General features: G+C 63.4%; 17 protein-coding genes and 1 pseudogene. 11 read left to right on the plus strand and 7 right to left on the minus strand.

What is annotated here, in order from left to right:
• Positions 1–101 precede the first annotated feature (101 nt).
• The 6 genes from HZB49_RS06560 to HZB49_RS06585 all read left to right on the plus strand — a co-directional run bounded on the left by HZB49_RS06560 (position 102) and on the right by HZB49_RS06585 (position 7,004).
• Positions 102–2,513, plus strand: coding sequence for a TonB-dependent receptor (locus HZB49_RS06560; RefSeq protein ID WP_291609693.1), 2,412 nt, complete (start codon positions 102–104; stop codon positions 2,511–2,513).
• Positions 2,514–2,517: 4 nt separating this feature from the next.
• The gene (locus HZB49_RS06565; protein ID WP_291609694.1) at positions 2,518–3,207 is read left to right on the plus strand and encodes a Fe2+-dependent dioxygenase; all 690 of its coding nucleotides are present in this window, start codon (positions 2,518–2,520) and stop codon (positions 3,205–3,207) included.
• A complete protein-coding gene (exbB, locus tag HZB49_RS06570) occupies positions 3,204–4,121 on the plus strand; it encodes a tonB-system energizer ExbB (protein ID WP_291609695.1) in 918 nt (305 codons plus the stop codon). Before HZB49_RS06565 ends, exbB begins: the two co-directional genes overlap by 4 nt.
• Before the next feature lie 4 nt (positions 4,122–4,125).
• Positions 4,126–4,590 (plus strand): TonB system transport protein ExbD, encoded by a 465-nt coding sequence (gene exbD / locus HZB49_RS06575; protein ID WP_291609696.1) that lies wholly within the window; start codon positions 4,126–4,128, stop codon positions 4,588–4,590.
• A 13-nt stretch (positions 4,591–4,603) separates the two neighbouring features.
• A complete protein-coding gene (locus tag HZB49_RS06580) occupies positions 4,604–5,392 on the plus strand; it encodes an energy transducer TonB (protein ID WP_291609697.1) in 789 nt (262 codons plus the stop codon).
• A 127-nt stretch (positions 5,393–5,519) separates the two neighbouring features.
• Positions 5,520–7,004 carry an AMP nucleosidase gene (locus HZB49_RS06585; protein ID WP_291609698.1) on the plus strand — a complete coding sequence of 495 codons (1,485 nt, stop codon included), beginning with the start codon at positions 5,520–5,522 and terminating at the stop codon, positions 7,002–7,004.
• Between the two features lie 5 nt (positions 7,005–7,009).
• Here the strand turns inward: HZB49_RS06585 and HZB49_RS06590 are convergent, their stop codons facing one another.
• The 7 genes from HZB49_RS06590 to HZB49_RS06620 form a co-directional block, all read right to left on the minus strand.
• Entirely contained in the window at positions 7,010–7,444 is a 435-nt protein-coding gene (locus tag HZB49_RS06590; protein ID WP_291609699.1) for a hypothetical protein, read from the minus strand.
• Between the two features lie 29 nt (positions 7,445–7,473).
• Complete coding sequence (locus HZB49_RS06595) at positions 7,474–8,154, minus strand: site-2 protease family protein (RefSeq protein ID WP_291609700.1); 681 nt, start codon at positions 8,152–8,154, stop codon at positions 7,474–7,476.
• Positions 8,155–8,219: 65 nt separating this feature from the next.
• Positions 8,220–8,612 (minus strand): GFA family protein, encoded by a 393-nt coding sequence (locus HZB49_RS06600; RefSeq protein WP_291609701.1) that lies wholly within the window; start codon positions 8,610–8,612, stop codon positions 8,220–8,222.
• Between the two features lie 132 nt (positions 8,613–8,744).
• The gene (locus tag HZB49_RS06605) at positions 8,745–9,491 is read right to left on the minus strand and encodes an SDR family NAD(P)-dependent oxidoreductase (RefSeq protein ID WP_291609702.1); all 747 of its coding nucleotides are present in this window, start codon (positions 9,489–9,491) and stop codon (positions 8,745–8,747) included.
• A 26-nt stretch (positions 9,492–9,517) separates the two neighbouring features.
• Entirely contained in the window at positions 9,518–10,249 is a 732-nt protein-coding gene (locus HZB49_RS06610) for an SDR family oxidoreductase (RefSeq protein ID WP_291609703.1), read from the minus strand.
• A 113-nt stretch (positions 10,250–10,362) separates the two neighbouring features.
• A complete protein-coding gene (locus HZB49_RS06615) occupies positions 10,363–12,192 on the minus strand; it encodes an IlvD/Edd family dehydratase (protein WP_291609704.1) in 1,830 nt (609 codons plus the stop codon).
• A gap of 165 nt (positions 12,193–12,357) precedes the next feature.
• Positions 12,358–13,428 carry a LacI family DNA-binding transcriptional regulator gene (locus tag HZB49_RS06620; RefSeq protein ID WP_291609705.1) on the minus strand — a complete coding sequence of 357 codons (1,071 nt, stop codon included), beginning with the start codon at positions 13,426–13,428 and terminating at the stop codon, positions 12,358–12,360.
• A 237-nt stretch (positions 13,429–13,665) separates the two neighbouring features.
• On the opposite strand from HZB49_RS06620, the pseudogene HZB49_RS06625 reads away from it, so the two are divergent.
• The 5 genes and pseudogenes from HZB49_RS06625 to ugpC form a co-directional block, all read left to right on the plus strand.
• Positions 13,666–13,779 (plus strand): annotated as a pseudogene (locus tag HZB49_RS06625) (sugar ABC transporter ATP-binding protein); the annotation flags it as partial.
• 174 nt (positions 13,780–13,953) lie between these two features.
• Positions 13,954–15,255, plus strand: coding sequence for a substrate-binding domain-containing protein (locus HZB49_RS06630; protein ID WP_291609706.1), 1,302 nt, complete (start codon positions 13,954–13,956; stop codon positions 15,253–15,255).
• Between the two features lie 123 nt (positions 15,256–15,378).
• A complete protein-coding gene (locus tag HZB49_RS06635) occupies positions 15,379–16,320 on the plus strand; it encodes a sugar ABC transporter permease (protein ID WP_291609707.1) in 942 nt (313 codons plus the stop codon).
• A 61-nt stretch (positions 16,321–16,381) separates the two neighbouring features.
• The gene (locus tag HZB49_RS06640; RefSeq protein ID WP_291609708.1) at positions 16,382–17,233 is read left to right on the plus strand and encodes a carbohydrate ABC transporter permease; all 852 of its coding nucleotides are present in this window, start codon (positions 16,382–16,384) and stop codon (positions 17,231–17,233) included.
• Positions 17,234–17,310: 77 nt separating this feature from the next.
• A complete protein-coding gene (ugpC, locus tag HZB49_RS06645) occupies positions 17,311–18,402 on the plus strand; it encodes a sn-glycerol-3-phosphate ABC transporter ATP-binding protein UgpC (protein ID WP_291609709.1) in 1,092 nt (363 codons plus the stop codon).
• Position 18,403 lies beyond the last annotated feature (1 nt).

Genomic DNA, 18,403 nt, shown 5'->3' on the forward strand with positions numbered 1-18,403 from the left:
GCATTGACCCGAATTGTCTCGCTCGATACTCACGCAACAGGATGGTTCGACGCGCGCAAGAAGTCGCGTTGCGGATGTCGCGGGAAATCAGGGGCGTGGAAATGGGCACAGCAAGAGCACCGAGGTCGCTGCGTTTCGATATGGCGATCGACTCGATCGACGAAAGATTCGACGGCTATTCCGGCAGGAAGGTTTCCGCCGTTGCGGGGCTGATCGCGGTGGCTTCGTTTTCGGGCGCCGCCGAGGCGCAGCAGTTGCTGCCGCCGGTCAATGTCGATGCGCCCGTCGAGCGGCCGCGCCCCACGGCGTCAAAGCCCGGCGCCGATCAGCTCCGCGCGCGCTCGGCGTTGCGCCGCGCGGCGCGCCGCGCGCAGCCCGCGCAGGTCGCGGCCGTTCCTTTTCCCAACGCCGGTCAGCTCGCTGCCGACCGCAATCCCTATGCCGATGCAGCAGCGCCCTACAAGGTCGATCGCGTGCAGGCGTCGGGAAAGTTTCCGGAACCGCTGCTCAACACCCCGAAGACGATCACGGTGCTGAGCAAGGAAGTGCTTGCCGACAAGAACGCCACCTCACTGCGCGAAATCGGCCGTTCCGTCGCCGGCGTGACGCTGGGCTCGGGCGAGGGCGGCAATGCATTCGGCGACCGCTTCTTCATCCGCGGTTTCGATGCGCGCAATGACGTCTTCATCGACGGCATCCGCGATCCCGCTGTCTCTATCCGCGAGAACTTCTTCACCGAGCAGATCGAGATCCTGCGCGGGCCGGCATCCTCCTATGCCGGTCGCGGCACCGCCGGCGGCGCCATCAACATCGTCACCAAGCAGGCCGCCGACCGCAACTTCTACAACGCCGAGAGCACGTTCGGCACCGACCGCACCAAGCGCGTCACGCTCGACGTCAACCAGGTGATCAGCCCGGTCTTCTCGGTGCGCACCGGGGGCATGTTCCAGGATGCCGGCGTCGCCGAGCGCAACTATGTGACCGACAACCGCTGGGGCGGCTTCATCTCGACAAAGTATGCGCCGACCAACGACATCAAGATCACGACGAATTACGTCCACACCGACCTCAGTGGTTACCCGGATTTCGGCGTGCCCTGGTATCGGCAGGGCAACGTGCCGGTCACCGAGGCCGGCATCCCGCGCCAGAACTGGTACGGCTTCATCAACCGCGATTTCCAGTTCGCGCGGCAGGACTTCGGCACGCTGACCGCGGAATACAAGCCCACCGACAGCATCACCTTGACCAGCCGGACCCGCGCCGAACATTCGACGCTCGCCTATATCGGCACGCTGCCCAACTCGCCCGTAACGACAAATCCAGATCCGACAAAATGGACATTCACGGCGAGCCCGCAAAGCCGCAACCAGTTCGTCGATATTCTGGCGAACCAGGAGGACGCCACGTTCAAGTTCGACACGGGGTCGGTCAAGCACACGGCCGTAGTCGGCCTCGAGGTCTCCAACGAGCGCGTTGGAATCAACCGGTACACCGGGCTTGCCTCGGAAGCCTTCGGTGGGGGTGCATTCAATCCCAACGGCGCTTTGCCGGGCCAGTCGATCTATGCGCCGAGCTATACTTTTCTTCCGTTCAATACCCTTCCGGTGCTGGGCAGCGATCCGACCCGCTACAATGTCGACAGCAAGGCCGTCTACGTCCTCGATACCGCGAATTGGGAAGACAAGATCATCCTGAACGGCGGCGTGCGCTATGACGGGTACAATCTGCGATCGTCCACCAGTGCCAGATCGAGCACGGTCAACTCGGACTTCATCAACTACAACGGCGGCATCGTCTTCAAGCCTGTATCGATCGGAAGTCTCTATGCGGCCTACGCGACCTCGACGAACCCGTTCGGTTCAGAGCTCGACGGCACCGCAGGGGACTACGGCGGAGCCGTGCCCGGCGGCGTCGTACTTGGGCCCGAGCGCAACAAGGCCGCCGAGGTCGGCACCAAGTGGGAGCTGTTCGATCGTCACCTCCTGGTGACGGGCGCGCTGTTCCATACCACGAAGGACAATGCGCGCGAGACCGTCAACGGCGTTCTGGCATCGGGAGCGGCCTACCAGGTTGAGGGCATCGATCTTGAGGTGAGCGGCAACATCACCGATCGCTGGAGCGCTTTCGGGGGCCTGGTGCTCATGAAGTCGAAGGTCCTGCAGAGTGCGCTGGCGTCCAACGTCGGACTTCAGTTGGCCAACATCGCCCATGAGTCGTTCAGTATGCTGACCAAGTACAAGTTCGACGGCGGCTGGGAACTCGGCGGGCAGGCGGTGTTCCGCTCCAGGATCTACGGCGGCACTTTCGGCGCCAACACCGGCACGCTGCTGCCGAGCTACTGGCGCTTCGACGCCTTCGTCGAGAAGAAGATCGACAAGAACTTCAGCGTCAAGCTCTACGCGCAGAACCTGACCAACAAGCTCTATTACGACACGCTCTACCGCAGCGCGACGCCGTTCGTCGCCGTCGCGCCGGGGCGGGCGTTCTACATCGTCACCTCGGCAAAATTCTGATCGTATGCTGATCTGCGTCCCCGATGTGCTGAGCAAAGCCGATGTGGCGGATTTCCGCCGCATCATGGATGGCTGCCCATGGGAGGACGGCCGCTCCACGGCGGGAGCGCAATCGGCGATGGTGAAGAAGAACGAGCAGCTGCCGCCGGACAGTGAGGCAGCGCGCAGGCTCGGCAACCGCATCATCTCGGCATTGACGGGCAATCCGCGCTTCATCTCGGCGGCGGTTCCGAAGCAGATTTTTCCGCCGCTGTTCAACCGCTACGCCGCTTCCAACGGGCACCATTTCGGCATCCATGTCGACAACGCGGTGCGGGGAGATCACCTTACGGGCCAGCGCATCCGCACCGACCTCTCGGTCACGCTGTTCTTGTCCGAGCCGGAGGAGTACGACGGCGGAGAGCTCATCATAGAAGATTTCTATGGTTCCCACGAAATCAAGCTGCCGGCAGGACATCTGGTGCTTTACCCGGCCTCCAGCCTGCATATGGTCACCCCGGTCACGCGAGGCATGCGCGTGGCGTCTTTCTTCTGGTTGCAGAGCATGATACGGGATGCCCACGCCCGCAGCCTGATCTTCGATCTCGATACCGCGATCCAGGCTCTGGTGGAGCGACTGGGACGGGACGATCCCGAAACGGTCAAATTGACCGGCATCTATCACAACCTGATCCGCTACTGGGCCGAACTATGAACAGCTTCCCGTTTCGCGTGGCCGCGGCCGTAATTTCCGCGCTCGTCCTGTCGGCGCAGCCGGCATCGGCGCAGCAGCAGACGGCGCCGCAGGCCCCGGCGGTGCAGCAGGCGCCGGTCCCGGCGCAGGCGGCGCCTGCCCAGGCAGGACCTGCTGCGGCGCCGGCAGCGGGTGCTGCCGTGCCCGCCGAGAGTGCCTCGGCCAAGCCAGCAATCTATGTTCCCAGGGAATTGTCGCCGTGGTCGATGTTCATGTCGGCCGACGTGGTGGTGAAGGGCGTGATGCTTGGTCTGGCCTTCGCCTCGCTCGTCACCTGGACGATCTTCATTGCGAAGATGGTCGAACTTTCGGTCGTGCAGCAGAAGGTGCGCTCGGCGCTGAAGAGGGTCTCGGAAGCGCGATCGCTGGCCGAAGCGCAGTTCGCGCTCGGCTCGAAGGAGGGCGTGCTGCCCTCGCTGCTGGCGGCCTGCATGCGCGAGGCGCGCCTGTCGGCCGGCATTTCCAGCGACGGCGGCATAAAGGAGCGCGCGGCATCGAGCTGCGCCGAGATCGTGCGTGCGGAGGCCCGCCGCGTCCGTCTCGGCATGGGTCTGCTCGCCACCATCGGCGCGACCTCTCCCTTCGTCGGCCTGTTCGGCACGGTGTGGGGCATCATGAATTCCTTCATCGGCATCTCGAAGGCGCAGACCACCAACCTCGCCGTCGTCGCGCCCGGCATTGCGGAGGCGCTGCTGGCGACCGCGATCGGCCTGGTCGCCGCGATCCCCGCGGTGATCATCTACAATCACTTCGCGCGAGCGACGAAGGGCTATCTCGAGCTCGTCAACCGCGCCTCGGGCGCATCGGCGCGGCTGTTGTCGCGCGATCTCGATCGCACCCATGTCAGCGGCGGCGGTCGCGCGGCGGCGGAGTAGGGCAATGGCGGTATCGATCGCAGGCAGCGAGTTCGACGACGAGGGCGATTTCGCCGAGACCCACGAGATCAACGTCACGCCGTTCATCGACGTGATGCTGGTGCTCCTGATCATTTTCATGGTGGCGGCGCCGCTGGCCACCGTGGATCTGCCGATCGACCTGCCGACCTCGTCGGCCGTCGCGCAGAAGAAACCGGACAAGCCGACCTATGTCAGCATCAAGCCCGATCTCACGGTTGCCATTGGCGAGACGCCGGTGAAGCGCGCCGAGCTGGTCCCGGCGCTGGACGCCGCCCCCGACAACAGCAAGGACCGCTTCATCTTCCTGCGTGCCGACAAGGCCGTGCCCTATGGCGACCTGATGGAAGTGCTCGAAATCCTGCGCGCCGGTGGCTATACCAAGCTCAAGCTGGTCGCGCTGGAGGTACCGGCCGCGCCGGCGCAGACGTCCCAACCTTCGAAGCCCTGAGGGGCCGGCTGCGATGTCCGATCTCGAAAACGAGCCGAAGCCGTCGATGCGGCTGTGGGTGCTGGCCGCGACCGCCGCGCTCGCGCTGCATCTTTGCGGCGTTGCGCTCGCGCTCGCGCATCTGCGCACCGATGGGCTCGATGATTCCCTCGGCGCCAACGCGATCGAGATCGGGCTGCTCGCCTCGCCCCATGTCGAGCAGAACGATCTGCCGCCCGGGCCCGACACCGACGCCTCGGCGGCTTCCCCGCAGCTCAACGAGCAGAAGGCGGAGGTGAAGCAGACCGACTTGCCGAAGGACAAGCCGCAGGAAGCCGAAGATCCCGACCGGATCGTGACGCAGAACGAGTCGAACAAGCCCAGAGAGGACGACCCGAAGATCGCGGCGGTTGCCACCGCAGCCTCCACCGAGTCCGTCGCGCAGGAAGCGACCGCGCGCCAGACCCTGGACGAGACTGCGCCGGAGGCGGACAAGGCGAGGGCGCCAAACCTCGGCATCGGCAAGGACAAGGGCAAACTCGCCGCCGACTGGGGCAGGCAGATCAGCGCCTATTTCGAGCTGCACAAGCGCTATCCCAAGGTGAAGAAGAACAAGACCGCGACCGTCAAGGTTCACCTGACGCTGAACCGTCTCGGCAATGTCGTGCAGGTCGGCGTCCTGCAGTCGTCGGGCGACACCGCCTTCGACGAAGCCGCGCTCGACATGATCCGCCGCTCCGACCCCGTGCCGCGCCCGCCGGCCGAATTGACCGACGATACCTTCAGCTACAGCCTGAACGTGAACTTCAACGAAAAGAAGTAATGGCTTGGCCGTTCGTCCTGCCGGGGGCTCAATCGCCGCGCTGGAACCTTCGGCTCTTTTCTCCATATACTCCGGCGGTCAGGCAGCCGATCCTCGGCTGCATTCCGTCAGGCAAGTGTGTCCAGCCATGAATTTCGAAACGCCCCCGGCGATTGCGACGGAAGCGTTCACAAGCGCGACTGCTGCGGTCGATCGCCTGGAGGAGATCTACGGGCGCAACACAAGGTTTCTCCGCGAGCGCTTTGAAGCCTACGCCCAGGGCGGAACGCTCGCGTCGCGGGTGCGCGCGTTCTATCCGCTGGTGCGGATCACGACCGCGACCTATGCGCGGCTGGATTCGCGTCTTGCCTATGGCTTCGTTGCGGGGCCTGGCGTGCATGAGACCAGCGTGACGCGTCCGGACCTGTTCCGGAACTATCTCACCGAGCAGATACGGCTCCTGATCGAAAACCACGGCGTGCCGGTCGAAATCGGCGAGTCGAGCGAGCCGATCCCGATCCATTTTGCCTATCGGCGTGACATCAACATCGAAGCCGCGCTCGGCATGAGCGACGACTCGGTCGTCACGCGGCTGCTGCGCGACGTATTCGATACACCCGATCTCGCTGCGATGGACGATACGATTGCCGACGGCACGTTTGAACTGCCGTCCGGGGCGGCCGAGCCGCTTGCGTTGTTCCGGGCGGCGCGCGTGGATTATTCGTTGCGCCGGCTCTATCACTACACCGGCACCGACCCCGAGCACTTCCAGAACTTCGTGATCTTCACCAACTACCAGTTCTATGTCGATGAATTCGAGCAGCTTTGCCGGCGCCGCCTGGCGTCAGGCGAGGTCGGCCCCGAAGCGTTCGTCGGGCCGGGGAACGTGACGACCCGCAATGCGCGCCTGGGCGGCGGCACAACCGGGATCGCGCCCGCCCGCATGCCGCAGATGCCGGCCCTGCATCTGGTCGAGGCCCGCGAGCGCGGCATCACCCTGATCAACATCGGTACCGGCCCGTCCAACGCGCGCAACATCACCGACCACGTCGCGGTGCTGCGGCCGCATGCCTGGTTGATGCTCGGGCATTGCGCCGGCCTGCGGAACACGCAGCGGCTCGGCGACTATGTGCTCGCGCACGGCTACGTTCGCGAGGACCATGTGCTTGATCGCGAGTTGCCGCTGTTCGTTCCGATCCCGGCGCTGGCCGAGATGCAGGTTGCGCTGGAGCAGGCGGTCGGAGAGGTGACCGGGTTTGCCGGGTTCGAGCTCAAGCGATTGATGCGCACCGGAACAGTTGCCAGCGTCGACAACCGAAATTGGGAAATCAGCGGTCCCGCGATCATCCGGCGTCTGTCGCAATCGCGCGCGATCGCGCTCGACATGGAGTCGGCGGCGATCGCCGCCAACGGTTATCGCTTCCGCGTTCCCTATGGCACCTTGCTGTGCGTTTCCGACAAGCCGCTGCACGGCGAAATCAAGCTTGCCGGCATGGCCAGCGAGTTCTATCGCCAGCGCGTCGGCCAGCACCTCGAGATCGGACTGAAGGCGCTGGAACGGCTCAAGCTCCAGGAATGGGAGCGCCTGCATTCGCGCAAGCTGCGGAGCTTTGCCGAGGTCGCATTCCAATAGCAGGCCTACCGCCAGAAATATCTGATGCCGACGTACACGACCACGAGGCAGATGAAGATCAGCGCCACCGGCAGTCTCGGCCTGGCGCCCGGACTCGCCGGGTAGACGGTAGCCTGCCTGGGCTTGGGCGGCGGAGGACGGCGGAAGGCGGTGACGTTATCGGCGGCCGGCTCGCCCTGGCGCGAGGGAATCTCGGGCGGGGCGCCGGCGCCGCCCATCTCCGCATAGTAGCTGCGATACATCAGCGCGATGGTCGCTTCGCTCGCATCCGCATCCGTCATCTGCCTGAGAAACTTCTGGTAGGCGAGGAGGAAGTCCTGCGCTTCCTGCGGCAGCGCCGAGCTTCCGTTCAGCTTGGCCAGCATCTTCCAGGTCGCAAAATCGGCGCGGGCGCGGGTATCGGCCCGTCTTGCAATCAACATGTCGGCGGCTTTCACCACTTGTATCCTCAGCCCGGATCCCGGCAAGCCTACGCGTTGCCCGTCAGGAATAGAACGGCACCCAGCACGTAGCCGGTCAGCGTCCGCAGTATCGCCGATATCACATCAAGATTTAGACCGAGTTGGGCGCCGAGCAATGGCAGAAGGATCAGCGCCCCGATCAAAATCAGCATGCCATAGGGCTCGAGCCGGGCCAGCGGAAAGGCGAGAAACCGCGGCAACAGCCCGACCGCGACCCGGCCGCCGTCCAGCGGCGGTATCGGCAGCATGTTAAAGACCGCCAGCACCGCATTGATGATAAGCGAGTTTTTCAGGTTGTCCGCGACCCATTTGGCGTAGTCCGCCGGCACCAGAGGCAGGGCGTGGAAGGCGGCCGCAGCCGCCAGTGCCAACAGGATGTTGGTGGCGGGGCCGGCCAGCGCCACCCAGACCATGTCCAGCCGGGGGTGGTTGAGGTTGCGGAAATCGACCGGAACCGGCTTGGCATAGCCGAACAGGAAGGGCGAATGCGACAGCAGCAGCACGCCCGGCAGGATCACGGTACCGAAGGGGTCGATATGCCGGAGCGGATTGAAGCTGACCCGGCCGAGCTGTTTTGCCGTGTCGTCGCCGAGCCGCCAGGCGACGAAGCCGTGAGCGGCCTCATGAAAGGTGATGGCGATGAGGAGCGGCAGCACCCACACCGAAACGTCATACAGCGAGATATTCAAATGGGGTGCCCCGGGGCGTTGCGCATTGCGCGGGCAGGTTAGCACGGATTCCGGTTACCAGCCCGTTATTGCGGCACCGACTCCTTATACTGCTTCAGGCCGTCGTCGATCCGCACCCAGTCCATCTTCTCGGACAGCCATATGTGTTCGGTCGGCTGGAAGGCGTTGCGGTCGTCGAAAACTGCCAGTGCCACGCCCACCACGGTGCTGTTGGTCCGCCGCGAAAACATTCGTGTGCCGCATTTCTTGCAGAACACGCGCTCCAGCGCTTCAGAGGAGGGGTACTGTGCGGTCTCGCCCGCGACCTTGAGCGCGCGCTGGTCGAACAGCGCTCGGGCAAAGAACGGCGAGCCCATCGCCTTCTGGCAGTTGCGGCAATGGCAGATGCGGACATTGAGCGGCTCGCCCTCGGTCTCGAAGCGAACCGCGCCGCACAGACATCCGCCTTGGCGTGTCATCACAGACTCCAATGTCAAACCCTCACCCTGAGGAGGCCGCGCAAGCGGCCGTCTCGAAGGGCGAGGCCACCGGCGGGGCCTCATCCTTCGAGACGCGCGTGCCGCGCTCCTCAGGATGAGGGGATGGAATTCTCAATACGTTGCCCGCCCGCCCGAAATGTCGAACACCGCACCGGTGGAGAAGGAACAATCCTCCGACGCCAGCCACGCCACCATCGATGCCAGCTCCTCGACCAGCACGAAGCGATTCTTCGGGATCTTCGACAGCATGAAGTCGATGTGCTGCTGCGTCATCTGGTCGAAGATCGCGGTCTTTGCGGCTGCCGGCGTCACCGCATTGACGATGATATCGTGTGCGGCGAGCTCCTTGCCGAGCGACTTGGTCAGCGCGATCAGGCCTGCCTTGGAGGCGGAATAATGCGAGGCGTTCGGGTTGCCTTCCTTGCCGGCGATGGAGGCGATGTTGACGATACGGCCGTACTTCTGCTTCAGCATCACCGGCACGACCGCCTTGCAGCAGATGAAGGGGCCGTCGAGGTTGATGCGTAACACCTTGCGCCATTCGTCGAGGTCGGTCTCCCACACCGTCTTGTTGACGCCGGCGATCCCTGCATTGTTGACGAGGATATCGATCTTGCCGAACGCGGCCAGCGTTACATCGCGCGCTTTCTCCACCGCCGCGAGATCGGTGACGTCGACCTTGATGGCGGTCACCGCGGGGCCGATCGCCTTCGCCGTCTTCTCCGCCAGCGCATGGTCGTGATCCCAGATCGCGACCTTGGCGCCGGAAGCGACGAAGCGTTCGGTGATGGCCTTGCCAAAGCCCTGCGCGCCGCCGGTGACGACCGCGCAACGGCCGTTGAGATCGATCTTGTTCATGCTGGAAACCTCTGGTCGGATATCTGTCAGAGCATGTAGCCGCCGTCGACGACGAGGTCGACGCCGGTAGTGAACGCGCTTTCGTCGCTGGCAAGATACACGGCCATAGCTGCGATTTCCTCGGCGGTGCCGAGCCGGCCCATCTTCTGGCGGGCGATGAATTTTTCGCGCCCGTCCGGGCCGGCCGCGGCGGCGCGCTCCAGCATCGAGGGTGTTTCCACCGTGCCGGGGCAGATGCTGTTGCAGCGGATGCCCTGGGTGATGAAGTCCGATGCGACCGCGCGCGTGAGCAGCGAAACCGCAGCCTTGGATGCGCTGTAGACATAGCGGTTGGCCGGCGGCCGCAACGCCGCGCAGGACGAGATGTTGACGATGCTGCCGCCTCCGCCCGCCAGCATCGCCGGCAGGAACGCCTTGATGGTCCGGTGCATCGACTTGACGTTGAGGTCGAACGAAAAATCCCAGTCCTGTTCCGAACAGTCCAGGATGGTGCCGTGATGCACGAAGCCGGCCGCATTGAGCAGGACGTCGATCTTGCCGATCCGCCTGGCGAAGGCGTCGACGTCGGCCGTGCTGCGCACGTCGAGCCGCGCCGTTTCGGCAATCCCGTCCTGGCCCAGCGTGGCGATGCCCTTTTCATTGATATCGGTGGCGACGACCGTGGCGCCCTCGCGCGCGAATGCGATGGCGCAGGCGCGTCCGATGCCCGCGGCTGCCGCGGTGACGACGGCGCGTTTGCCCTTCAGGCGGTCTGACATTTTGGTCTCCTTGAGAGTCCTTCAGTGGTCATACGCGGGCTTGACCCGCGTATCCATCTTCTTGGCAAGAGTGATGGATTGCCGGGTCAAGCCCGGCAATGACGAATTGGGTTCTAGTGGTTATCCCGCGCCACGCCCACCTTGCCGGCGATGTCGTGGTAGCGCGTGGCGAGTTCCATGCAGGCGCCGGTGGCCTGCTGGCCGACGGTGTTGCGATAGATCTCCTGCCACGGCGTCTGGTTCGGCGGGAAGCGGAAGCCGCCTTGCGCCTTCAGCTCGGCGTGACGCTTCTTCACCTCGTCGTCCGAAATCAGGATGTTGGCGCTGCCCTTGTTGAGGTCGATACGGACCTTGTCGCCGGTCTTCAGGATCGCAAGCCCGCCGTTGGCGGCGGCCTCCGGCGAGGCATTGAGGATCGAGGGCGAGCCCGACGTGCCCGACTGCCTGCCGTCGCCGATGCAAGGCAGCGAAAGGATGCCGCGTTTGATCAGCGCCGCCGGCGGCTGCATGTTCACCACTTCCGCGCCGCCGGGATAGCCGATCGGGCCGGCGCCGCGGATGAACAGCATGCAATGCTCGTCGATCGCAAGCTTGGGATCGTCGATGCGGTCGTGATAGTCCTCCGGCCCCTCGAATACGATCGCGCGCCCCTCGAAGGCGTTGGGCTCCTTCGGGTTGCTCAAATAACGGTCGCGGAATTCCTTCGAAATCACGCTGGTCTTCATGATCGCGGAATCGAACAGATTGCCGCGCAGCACGACGAAGCCGGCATCCTTCACCAGCGGGTTGTCATAGCTCCAGATCACGTCGCCGTCGGGGATGAGCGCATCCTTGCAGTTCTCGCCCATGGTGCGGCCATTGACGGTGCGCGCATCCTCATGGATGCGCTTGTGCTGCATCAGCTCGCGCACCACCGTCGGCACGCCGCCGGCGCGGTGATATTCCTCGCCTAGATAGAAGCCGGCCGGCTGCAGGTTCACCAGCAGCGGCACATCAAGGCCGTGCTTCTGCCAGTCGTCGATCGACAGCTCCACGCCGATGTGCCGCGCCAGTGCGTTGATATGGATCGGCGCGTTGGTCGAGCCGCCGATCGCGGAATTGACCACGATGCAGTTCTCGAACGCCTTGCGCGTCAGGATGTCGGAGGGCTTCAGATCCTCCCACACCATCTCGACGATGCGCTTGCCCGTCTCATAGGCAATCTGCCCGCGCTCGCGGTAGGGGGCGGGGATCGCGGCGCAGCCGGGCAGGGACATGCCGAGCGCTTCCGCCAGCGAGTTCATGGTCGAGGCGGTGCCCATGGTGTTGCAATGGCCGACCGAAGGCGCCGAGGAGGCGACGATGGTGATGAATTCCTCATAGTCGATCTCGCCGGCGGCAAGCTGCTCGCGCGCCTTCCACACGATGGTGCCGGAGCCGGCGCGCTGGCCGTTGTGCCAGCCGTTCAGCATCGGTCCGCCCGACAGCACGATCGCGGGCAGGTTGACGGTCGCTGCCGCCATCAGGCAGGCCGGCGTGGTCTTGTCGCAGCCGGTCGTCAGCACCACGCCGTCGAGGGGATAGCCGAAGAGAACCTCGACCAGGCCGAGATAGGCGAGGTTGCGGTCGAGGGCTGCGGTCGGGCGCTTTCCCGTCTCCTGGATCGGATGGGTGGGAAATTCCATGGCGATGCCGCCCGCAGCGCGGATGCCCTCGCGCACGCGCTTGGCGAGATCGAGGTGGTGCCGGTTGCAGGGAGAGAGGTCGTTGCCGGTCTGGGCAATGCCGATGATCGGCTTGCCGGACTGCAGTTCCTCACGGGTCAGCCCGTAATTGAGGTAGCGCTCCAGGTAGAGCGCGGTCATGCCGGGGTTGTGCGGGTTGTTGAACCACTCGAGTGAGCGGAGTTTTCGGCCCTTGCCGCCTGCCGATTTGTCGTGACCGTTGCCGTGGTTCTTGTTCATTTTGTTTCCCTCCCGCAATGCAAACCCGCTCGTAGCGTCGCTTCGAACCGCAAGCTCTACCAAGCGCAGAATTTCGCGCCTGACAAACGTTACAGCCGGCCGATCTTCACGCAACCTTGCTGCTGGCCGCTAATTCGAGCCATTTGATTGCGCAATCAACTTGTCTTATTCAGCAGCGCGTTGCCGTTCGGCAGACACCCGGCCGGCATGGCCGGGGCGGACCGAACTCTGCCGCACCATCACGGTGTATCCGAGATCGACGACCTTCTGTTCCGGCCGGCGTCCGTCCATCGCCTCGATCACCATCGTGGCAGCAGTCCTGCCCATTTCGTAACGATTGGTGCGCACGCTGGTCAGAGTCGGGACGGCGGAAGCCATGAATTCGAGGTCGTTGAAGCCGGAGATGAGCATCTGCTCGGGAACCGAGATTTGCCGCCGCTGGCATTCAAACAGCACGCCGAGCGCCAGGTCGTCATTGGCGCAGAACACCGCATCGGTATCCGGTGCTTTCGCCAGCAGGTCCGCAAACAATGTGCCGCCGAGCGTGACCGAGGTCGGCAGCGGCGTCGTCACGATGAGACGGGGATCGAGCAGGCCGGCATCCTTCATGGCCTGCTGGTAACCGAGGAAGCGCCGCTGCACCCGCGGGTCCATGCGCGCGCCGAGGAAGCCGACCCGGCGGCAACCCTGGTCCAGAAGGTGCGAAATCGCTGCGTGGCAAGCATCCGCGTGCGAAAACCCAATCATCATGTCGACCGGATTGTCGCCGATTTCCATCAACTGCACGACCGGACAATCGGTCGCTTCCATCATCGAGCGCGATTCCGGCGTCTGGTCGATGCCGGTGACGATCAGCCCGGCCGGCTTCTGCGCCAGGAACACGCGCAGCAGCTTTTCCTCCTGCAGGATGGAGTAGCGGGTATTGGCAAGCTGGATGGTGTAGCGGCTGCCGTCCACCGCATCATAGATGCCGCGCAGCACATCGGAGAACACGTTGTTGGTGAGCGAGGGGATGAGGACGCCGATCACCTCGGTCCGCTGCGAGGCCAGCGCCCGTGCCGCGAGATTGGGCACATAACCAAGTTCTCTTGCGGCGCTCTCGACACGGACGCGCTTGTTGATGGACAGCGCCTCGGGGGTGCGGAAGAAGCGCGACGCGGTGATCGGGCTCACACCGGCGAGCTTTGCCACTTCGGTGAGGCGGATCTTTCCGGGCTTGGTGCGTTTCCTGGCCATGTCGGCGCTCATATCACAAGCAGTCCCGCGGACAAAGAACTATTGACAGCGCTACCAAGCCGCGGCTAAGCAACCGATTGCCAAGACCGCGCAAACTGCGGACAATATCCTCGGAGCCCGGCGGACCACGTCCGCAGAACCAAAAGGCTTTGCGGATCCGCGGAGCCATAACAAGAAACGATGCGGCCTCGGCGATGTCTGGATCTTCGCCGGGCAAAATCTCAGGGAGGGACTTGGATGTCGTCGGTCCAGTTTCGCGACGTGCACAAATCATCCGGCAGTCGTGAGATGCTGCACGGCGCCTCGATCCCGATCGAGGACGACGAATTCGTCGTGCCGGTCAATCCCACCGCCGATATCCTCGCGCTTTCCCAACGGCAAAATCTCGATGGAGTTTGCGGCCATCGATAAATACATTCATGCTGGCATAGCCGGCAGAATTCGATCCTAGTTCGGTCAACGGGCCTTAAGAGCCACGCTGCAGATTTGGAAACGCTTACCCACTAGTTCCCAGGGAGGGAGTCTATGACGAAGATCAATCGACGCAATTTCCTGAAGACGACGGGCGGCGCGGCCGCCGTCCTGGCGTCCGCGAAGATGCCGGCCATCGCGCAGAGCCCGACGGAAGTGCATATTCTGCGCTGGAATGACTTCGTCCCCGCTTGCGATACCTACCTGCGGACCAAGCTGTTCCCCGATGCGGAAAAGGCGCTCGGTATCAAGGTCAAATTCGAGACCGTCAACGCCAACGACCTGCAGGCGCGCATCACCTCGGGCATTCAGGCCGGTGCCGGCCCCGACGTGATCATGCTGAACAACAACCATCCCCACCTCTACAAGGCGAGCCTCGTCGACGTATCCGACGTTGCGGCGGACGTCGCAAAGGGCCAGGGTGAATGGTACAAGGCCGCATTGGCCAACGCCTCGTCGGGGGGAAAATTCTTCGGCGTGCCGATGAACTATGTCGGCGGTTTGAATGCCTGGCGCGTGTCGATGTTCAAGGACATCGGGCTGACCGAATTCCCCAAGACCTGGGACGCCTATCGCGACGCAGGCAAGAAATTGAAGGCCAAGGGCTTCCCGATCGGCCAGTCGCTCGGCCAGTCGTTCGGCGATCCCGTCGGGTTCGCGTATCCGTACCTGTGGTCGATGGGTGGGGCCGAGGTCGACGACAAGGGCAAGGTCGCCATCAACTCGAAGGAGACCGTTGAGGCCGTCAAATACATGACCGCTCTCTGGAAGGATTCGATGGACGAGGGCGGCCTCGCCTGGGATGACTCCTCCAACAACCGCGCCTTCCTCGCCAACACCATCTGCGCGACGCTGAATGGCGCGTCCATCTATATCGAGGCCCTGCGCAAGCCCGACCAGTACAAGACAGCCGACGGCAAGCCGCTCAAGGACGACATCCAGCACGCATTCCTTCCGGCGGGCCCGAAAGGCGTGTTCGGTCTCCACCTCGTGCAGTCGCACGTCATCCCGACCTACTCGAAGAACCAGAAGGCAGCCAAGGACCTGCTGCGTTTCATGCAGACCAAGGCCAATTACGAGCCGTGGTTCGAGACGGGCCAGGGCTTCTACACGCCACCCACGTCCGGATGGGAGACGCACAAGGTCTGGACCTCGAATCCGGTGATGGCGCCGTTCGCGTTGATCGGAAAGTCAGGTCTGGCACCCGGATATCCCGGTGAACCGAATGCCAAGGCCGCCGAAGTGTTGTCGAAATACCTGATCGGCAACATGTTTGCGGCGGCCATCAAGGGCCAGTCGGCAGAAGACGCCGTCAAGGCCTGCGAGGGTCAACTGAAGTCGATCTACGGCGCCTGATGCGAGCCGGTCCCTGTCGCCGCAGGCGGCGACAGGGACATCTCCGCCTTGCCGTTTTTCTCTGGGCGCCTTCCGTTGGCAACAACGGACCAGGCTTCAAGTATCCGCATCCGGATTGATGTAATGGCGACCACCGCAATACCTGTTCCCGACGGCACTATCATCGTCGGCAAGCCGAAATGGCGGCCGTTGGAGAGCGAGGGCAACCTCGCGATGCTCCTGCTGCTGCCGACGGTCGCGCTGCTGGGGATGTTCATCGCTTACCCGTTCGTGCGCGGGATATTGCTCGCCGTGACCAATTCGAAGGTCGGGCAGATCGGCGATTTCGTCGGCTTCGAGAATTTCGCGCGCCTGTTGAAGGACCCGATTTTCCACGCCGTCGTCTACAACACTTTCCTCTACACGTTCGTCACGACGATCTTCAAGCTCATCCTGGGTCTCTGGCTCGCGCTGCTGCTCAATCGCGATTTCAAGTTCAAGGCATTCACGCGCGCCTTCATCCTGCTGCCGTTCATCGTGCCGACCGTGCTCGCCTGCTTCGCCTGGAAGTGGATGTTCGATCCGACTTTCGCGGTGCTGAACTGGATGCTGTTCAAACTGGGCATCGTGGCCGCCGGCGCGGGCGTCAACTGGCTCGGCGATGGCGATATGGCGATGCTGTCGATCATGATCGTCAACATCTGGCGCGGCGTGCCGTTCTTCGCCATTTCGCTGATGGCGGGCCTGCAGACCATCAGCCCCGACCTTGGCGAGGCCGCCGCCATCGACGGCGCCAAGCCGTGGCAGCGGTTCTGGTACATCACCTGGCCGCTGCTGATGCCCGTGACCATGGTCGTCGTGCTGTTCTCGGTCATCCAGACCTTCTCCGACTTCCAGATCGTCTATGTCATGACGGGCGGCGGCCCGGCCAATGCGACCCACCTGTTCGCAACCTATGCCTACCAGCTCGGCGTCGGCACCGGCCTGCTCAGCCAGGGTGCCGCCGTCTCGCTCGCCATGTTCCCGCTGCTGTTCGGCATCGTGATCTTCCAGCTGATGTACATCCGCAGGGTGGAGACAAGGTGATGAGCAATTGCTTCAACCGCGATGCATCGGACGCGAAATTGGCCAGCCCGGAGTCCCGCCGATGATCGAAGGTTCAATCTGGCGCCGGTGGGTGTTCTTTCGCCTGCCGATGGGGATATTCCTGATCTTCCTGCTGTTCCCGTTCTACTGGATGATCATCACGACGTTCCGGCCGGATGGTGAACTCTACATCCCCTGGTATCGCGCCACGTACAAGCCGTTCTGGACATGGAATCCGACCACGGCGCACCTTAAATATCTGTTCGGCGAGACCACGTTCGCGATCTGGATGTGGAACACCACTTTCATCGCAGTCGTCTCGACGGCCATCTCGCTGTTCTGCGGCGTACTCGCCGGCTATGCGCTGTCGCGGCTGACCTTCAAGGGCGCAGCCCTGCTCGGGACGACCATCTTCGTCACTTACCTGGTGCCGCAGACGCTGCTGTTCATTCCGCTGTCCGAGATCATCCGCGCCTACAGCCTCGGAGACACGCCCTGGTCGCTGATACTCAGCTACCCCACCTTCCTTATCCCGTTCTGCACCTGGCTGATGATGGGTTACTTCAAGTCCGTTCCGAAGGAGCTGGAGGAGTGCGCGCGCATCGACGGCGCCGCACGCTGGCAGGCGATGCTCTACATTATCATTCCCGTGGCGGTGCCGGGCATCCTGTCCGCCATGATCTTCGCCTTCACACTCAGCTGGAACGAGTTCATCTACGCCCTGGTGTTCCTGTCGAGCCCGGAGCAGAAGACCGTGCCCGTCGGCGTCATCTCGGAACTGGTGCGCGGTGACGTGTTCTTCTGGGGACCGTTGATGGCCGGCGCGCTGTTCGGCTCGATTCCGGTCGCCATCGCCTACTCGTTCTTCGTCGAGCAATACGTCTCCGGCGTGACGGGGAGCGTGAAGGGTTAGCGGACGAAATGCCTGGCCAGGGGAGCAAGTCGCTGGCGTACAAAAGAAAATGGACGACTGGGGATTAGAGAGCGGCAATGTCAAGTGTAACGATCCGTCAGGTACACAAGCGCTACGACGATTTTCACGCGGTGAAGGGCGTCTCGCTCGAGATCAAGGACAAGGAATTCGTCGTGCTGGTCGGCCCGTCGGGCTGCGGCAAGACCACCACCTTGCGCATGGTCGCGGGGCTGGAGACGATCTCCGAGGGCGACATCATGATCGGCAACAAGGTCGTCAACCAGCTGCCGCCCATGGACCGTGACATCGCCATGGTGTTCCAGAACTACGCGCTCTATCCGCATATGACGGTCTACGACAACATGGCCTTCGGCCTGAAGATGAGGAAATTCGATAAGGCGGAGATCGCCAAGCGGGTCAACAACGCCGCCGATATCCTCGACATCAAGGACCATCTCGGCCGCAAGCCCCGCATGCTGTCGGGTGGGCAACGCCAGCGCGTCGCGCTCGGTCGTGCCATCGTGCGCAATCCGCAGGTCTTCCTGTTCGACGAGCCGCTGTCCAACCTCGACGCGAAGCTGCGGGTCCAGATGCGCGTCGAGATCAAGAAGTTGCACCAGCGCCTTGCCACGACCTCAATCTATGTGACCCATGATCAGGTCGAGGCGATGACGCTGGGGGACCGGGTCGTCGTGATGAAGGATGGCCTGATCCAGCAGGTGGGCGAGCCGCTCGAACTCTACAACAACCCGGCCAACAAGTACGTGGCCGGATTCATCGGCTCGCCGGCGATGAACTTCGCCGACACGATGATCGAGGAAGCGGGGGGCGTGGTCTATGCCGCCAATCCGACGATGAGGATCCGTGTGCCGGAGCAGATCGCGGCGCGGATGGGCCCGCACAAGGACAAGCCCGCGACGCTCGGCATTCGGCCGGAAGACCTGCGCATGGCCAACGGCGCCGACCCGGAAGACCTTTCGTTCGATGCCGTGGTGGAGGTCGCCGAGCAGCTTGGCTCCGAGATCATCCTGGACTTGAAAGCCGGCGGCAGCGCGATGGTCGCCAGCGTCGAGCCGACCGTCAGGGTGAAGCCCCAGCAGAAGATCCGCCTCGCCATCAACCCGGCAGGCCTTCGGTTCTTCGACGCGACGACCGAGGCGGCAATTTGAT

The organism is Bradyrhizobium sp. (genome assembly GCF_016219575.1).
GTDB lineage: Bacteria > Pseudomonadota > Alphaproteobacteria > Rhizobiales > Xanthobacteraceae > Bradyrhizobium.

Coding starts and splice junctions, on each gene's coding strand:
- HZB49_RS06580 (WP_291609697.1), top strand. CDS start 4,604: ATGTCCGATCTCGAAAACGAGCCGAAGCCGTCGATGCGGCTGTGGGTG.
- HZB49_RS06560 (WP_291609693.1), top strand. CDS start 102: ATGGGCACAGCAAGAGCACCGAGGTCGCTGCGTTTCGATATGGCGATC.
- HZB49_RS06610 (WP_291609703.1), bottom strand. CDS start 10,249: ATGTCAGACCGCCTGAAGGGCAAACGCGCCGTCGTCACCGCGGCAGCC.
- HZB49_RS06635 (WP_291609707.1), top strand. CDS start 15,379: ATGGCGACCACCGCAATACCTGTTCCCGACGGCACTATCATCGTCGGC.
- HZB49_RS06565 (WP_291609694.1), top strand. CDS start 2,518: ATGCTGATCTGCGTCCCCGATGTGCTGAGCAAAGCCGATGTGGCGGAT.
- exbB (WP_291609695.1), top strand. CDS start 3,204: ATGAACAGCTTCCCGTTTCGCGTGGCCGCGGCCGTAATTTCCGCGCTC.
- HZB49_RS06585 (WP_291609698.1), top strand. CDS start 5,520: ATGAATTTCGAAACGCCCCCGGCGATTGCGACGGAAGCGTTCACAAGC.
- HZB49_RS06640 (WP_291609708.1), top strand. CDS start 16,382: ATGATCGAAGGTTCAATCTGGCGCCGGTGGGTGTTCTTTCGCCTGCCG.
- HZB49_RS06620 (WP_291609705.1), bottom strand. CDS start 13,428: ATGGCCAGGAAACGCACCAAGCCCGGAAAGATCCGCCTCACCGAAGTG.
- HZB49_RS06605 (WP_291609702.1), bottom strand. CDS start 9,491: ATGAACAAGATCGATCTCAACGGCCGTTGCGCGGTCGTCACCGGCGGC.
- HZB49_RS06600 (WP_291609701.1), bottom strand. CDS start 8,612: ATGACACGCCAAGGCGGATGTCTGTGCGGCGCGGTTCGCTTCGAGACC.
- HZB49_RS06630 (WP_291609706.1), top strand. CDS start 13,954: ATGACGAAGATCAATCGACGCAATTTCCTGAAGACGACGGGCGGCGCG.
- ugpC (WP_291609709.1), top strand. CDS start 17,311: ATGTCAAGTGTAACGATCCGTCAGGTACACAAGCGCTACGACGATTTT.
- HZB49_RS06615 (WP_291609704.1), bottom strand. CDS start 12,192: ATGAACAAGAACCACGGCAACGGTCACGACAAATCGGCAGGCGGCAAG.
- exbD (WP_291609696.1), top strand. CDS start 4,126: ATGGCGGTATCGATCGCAGGCAGCGAGTTCGACGACGAGGGCGATTTC.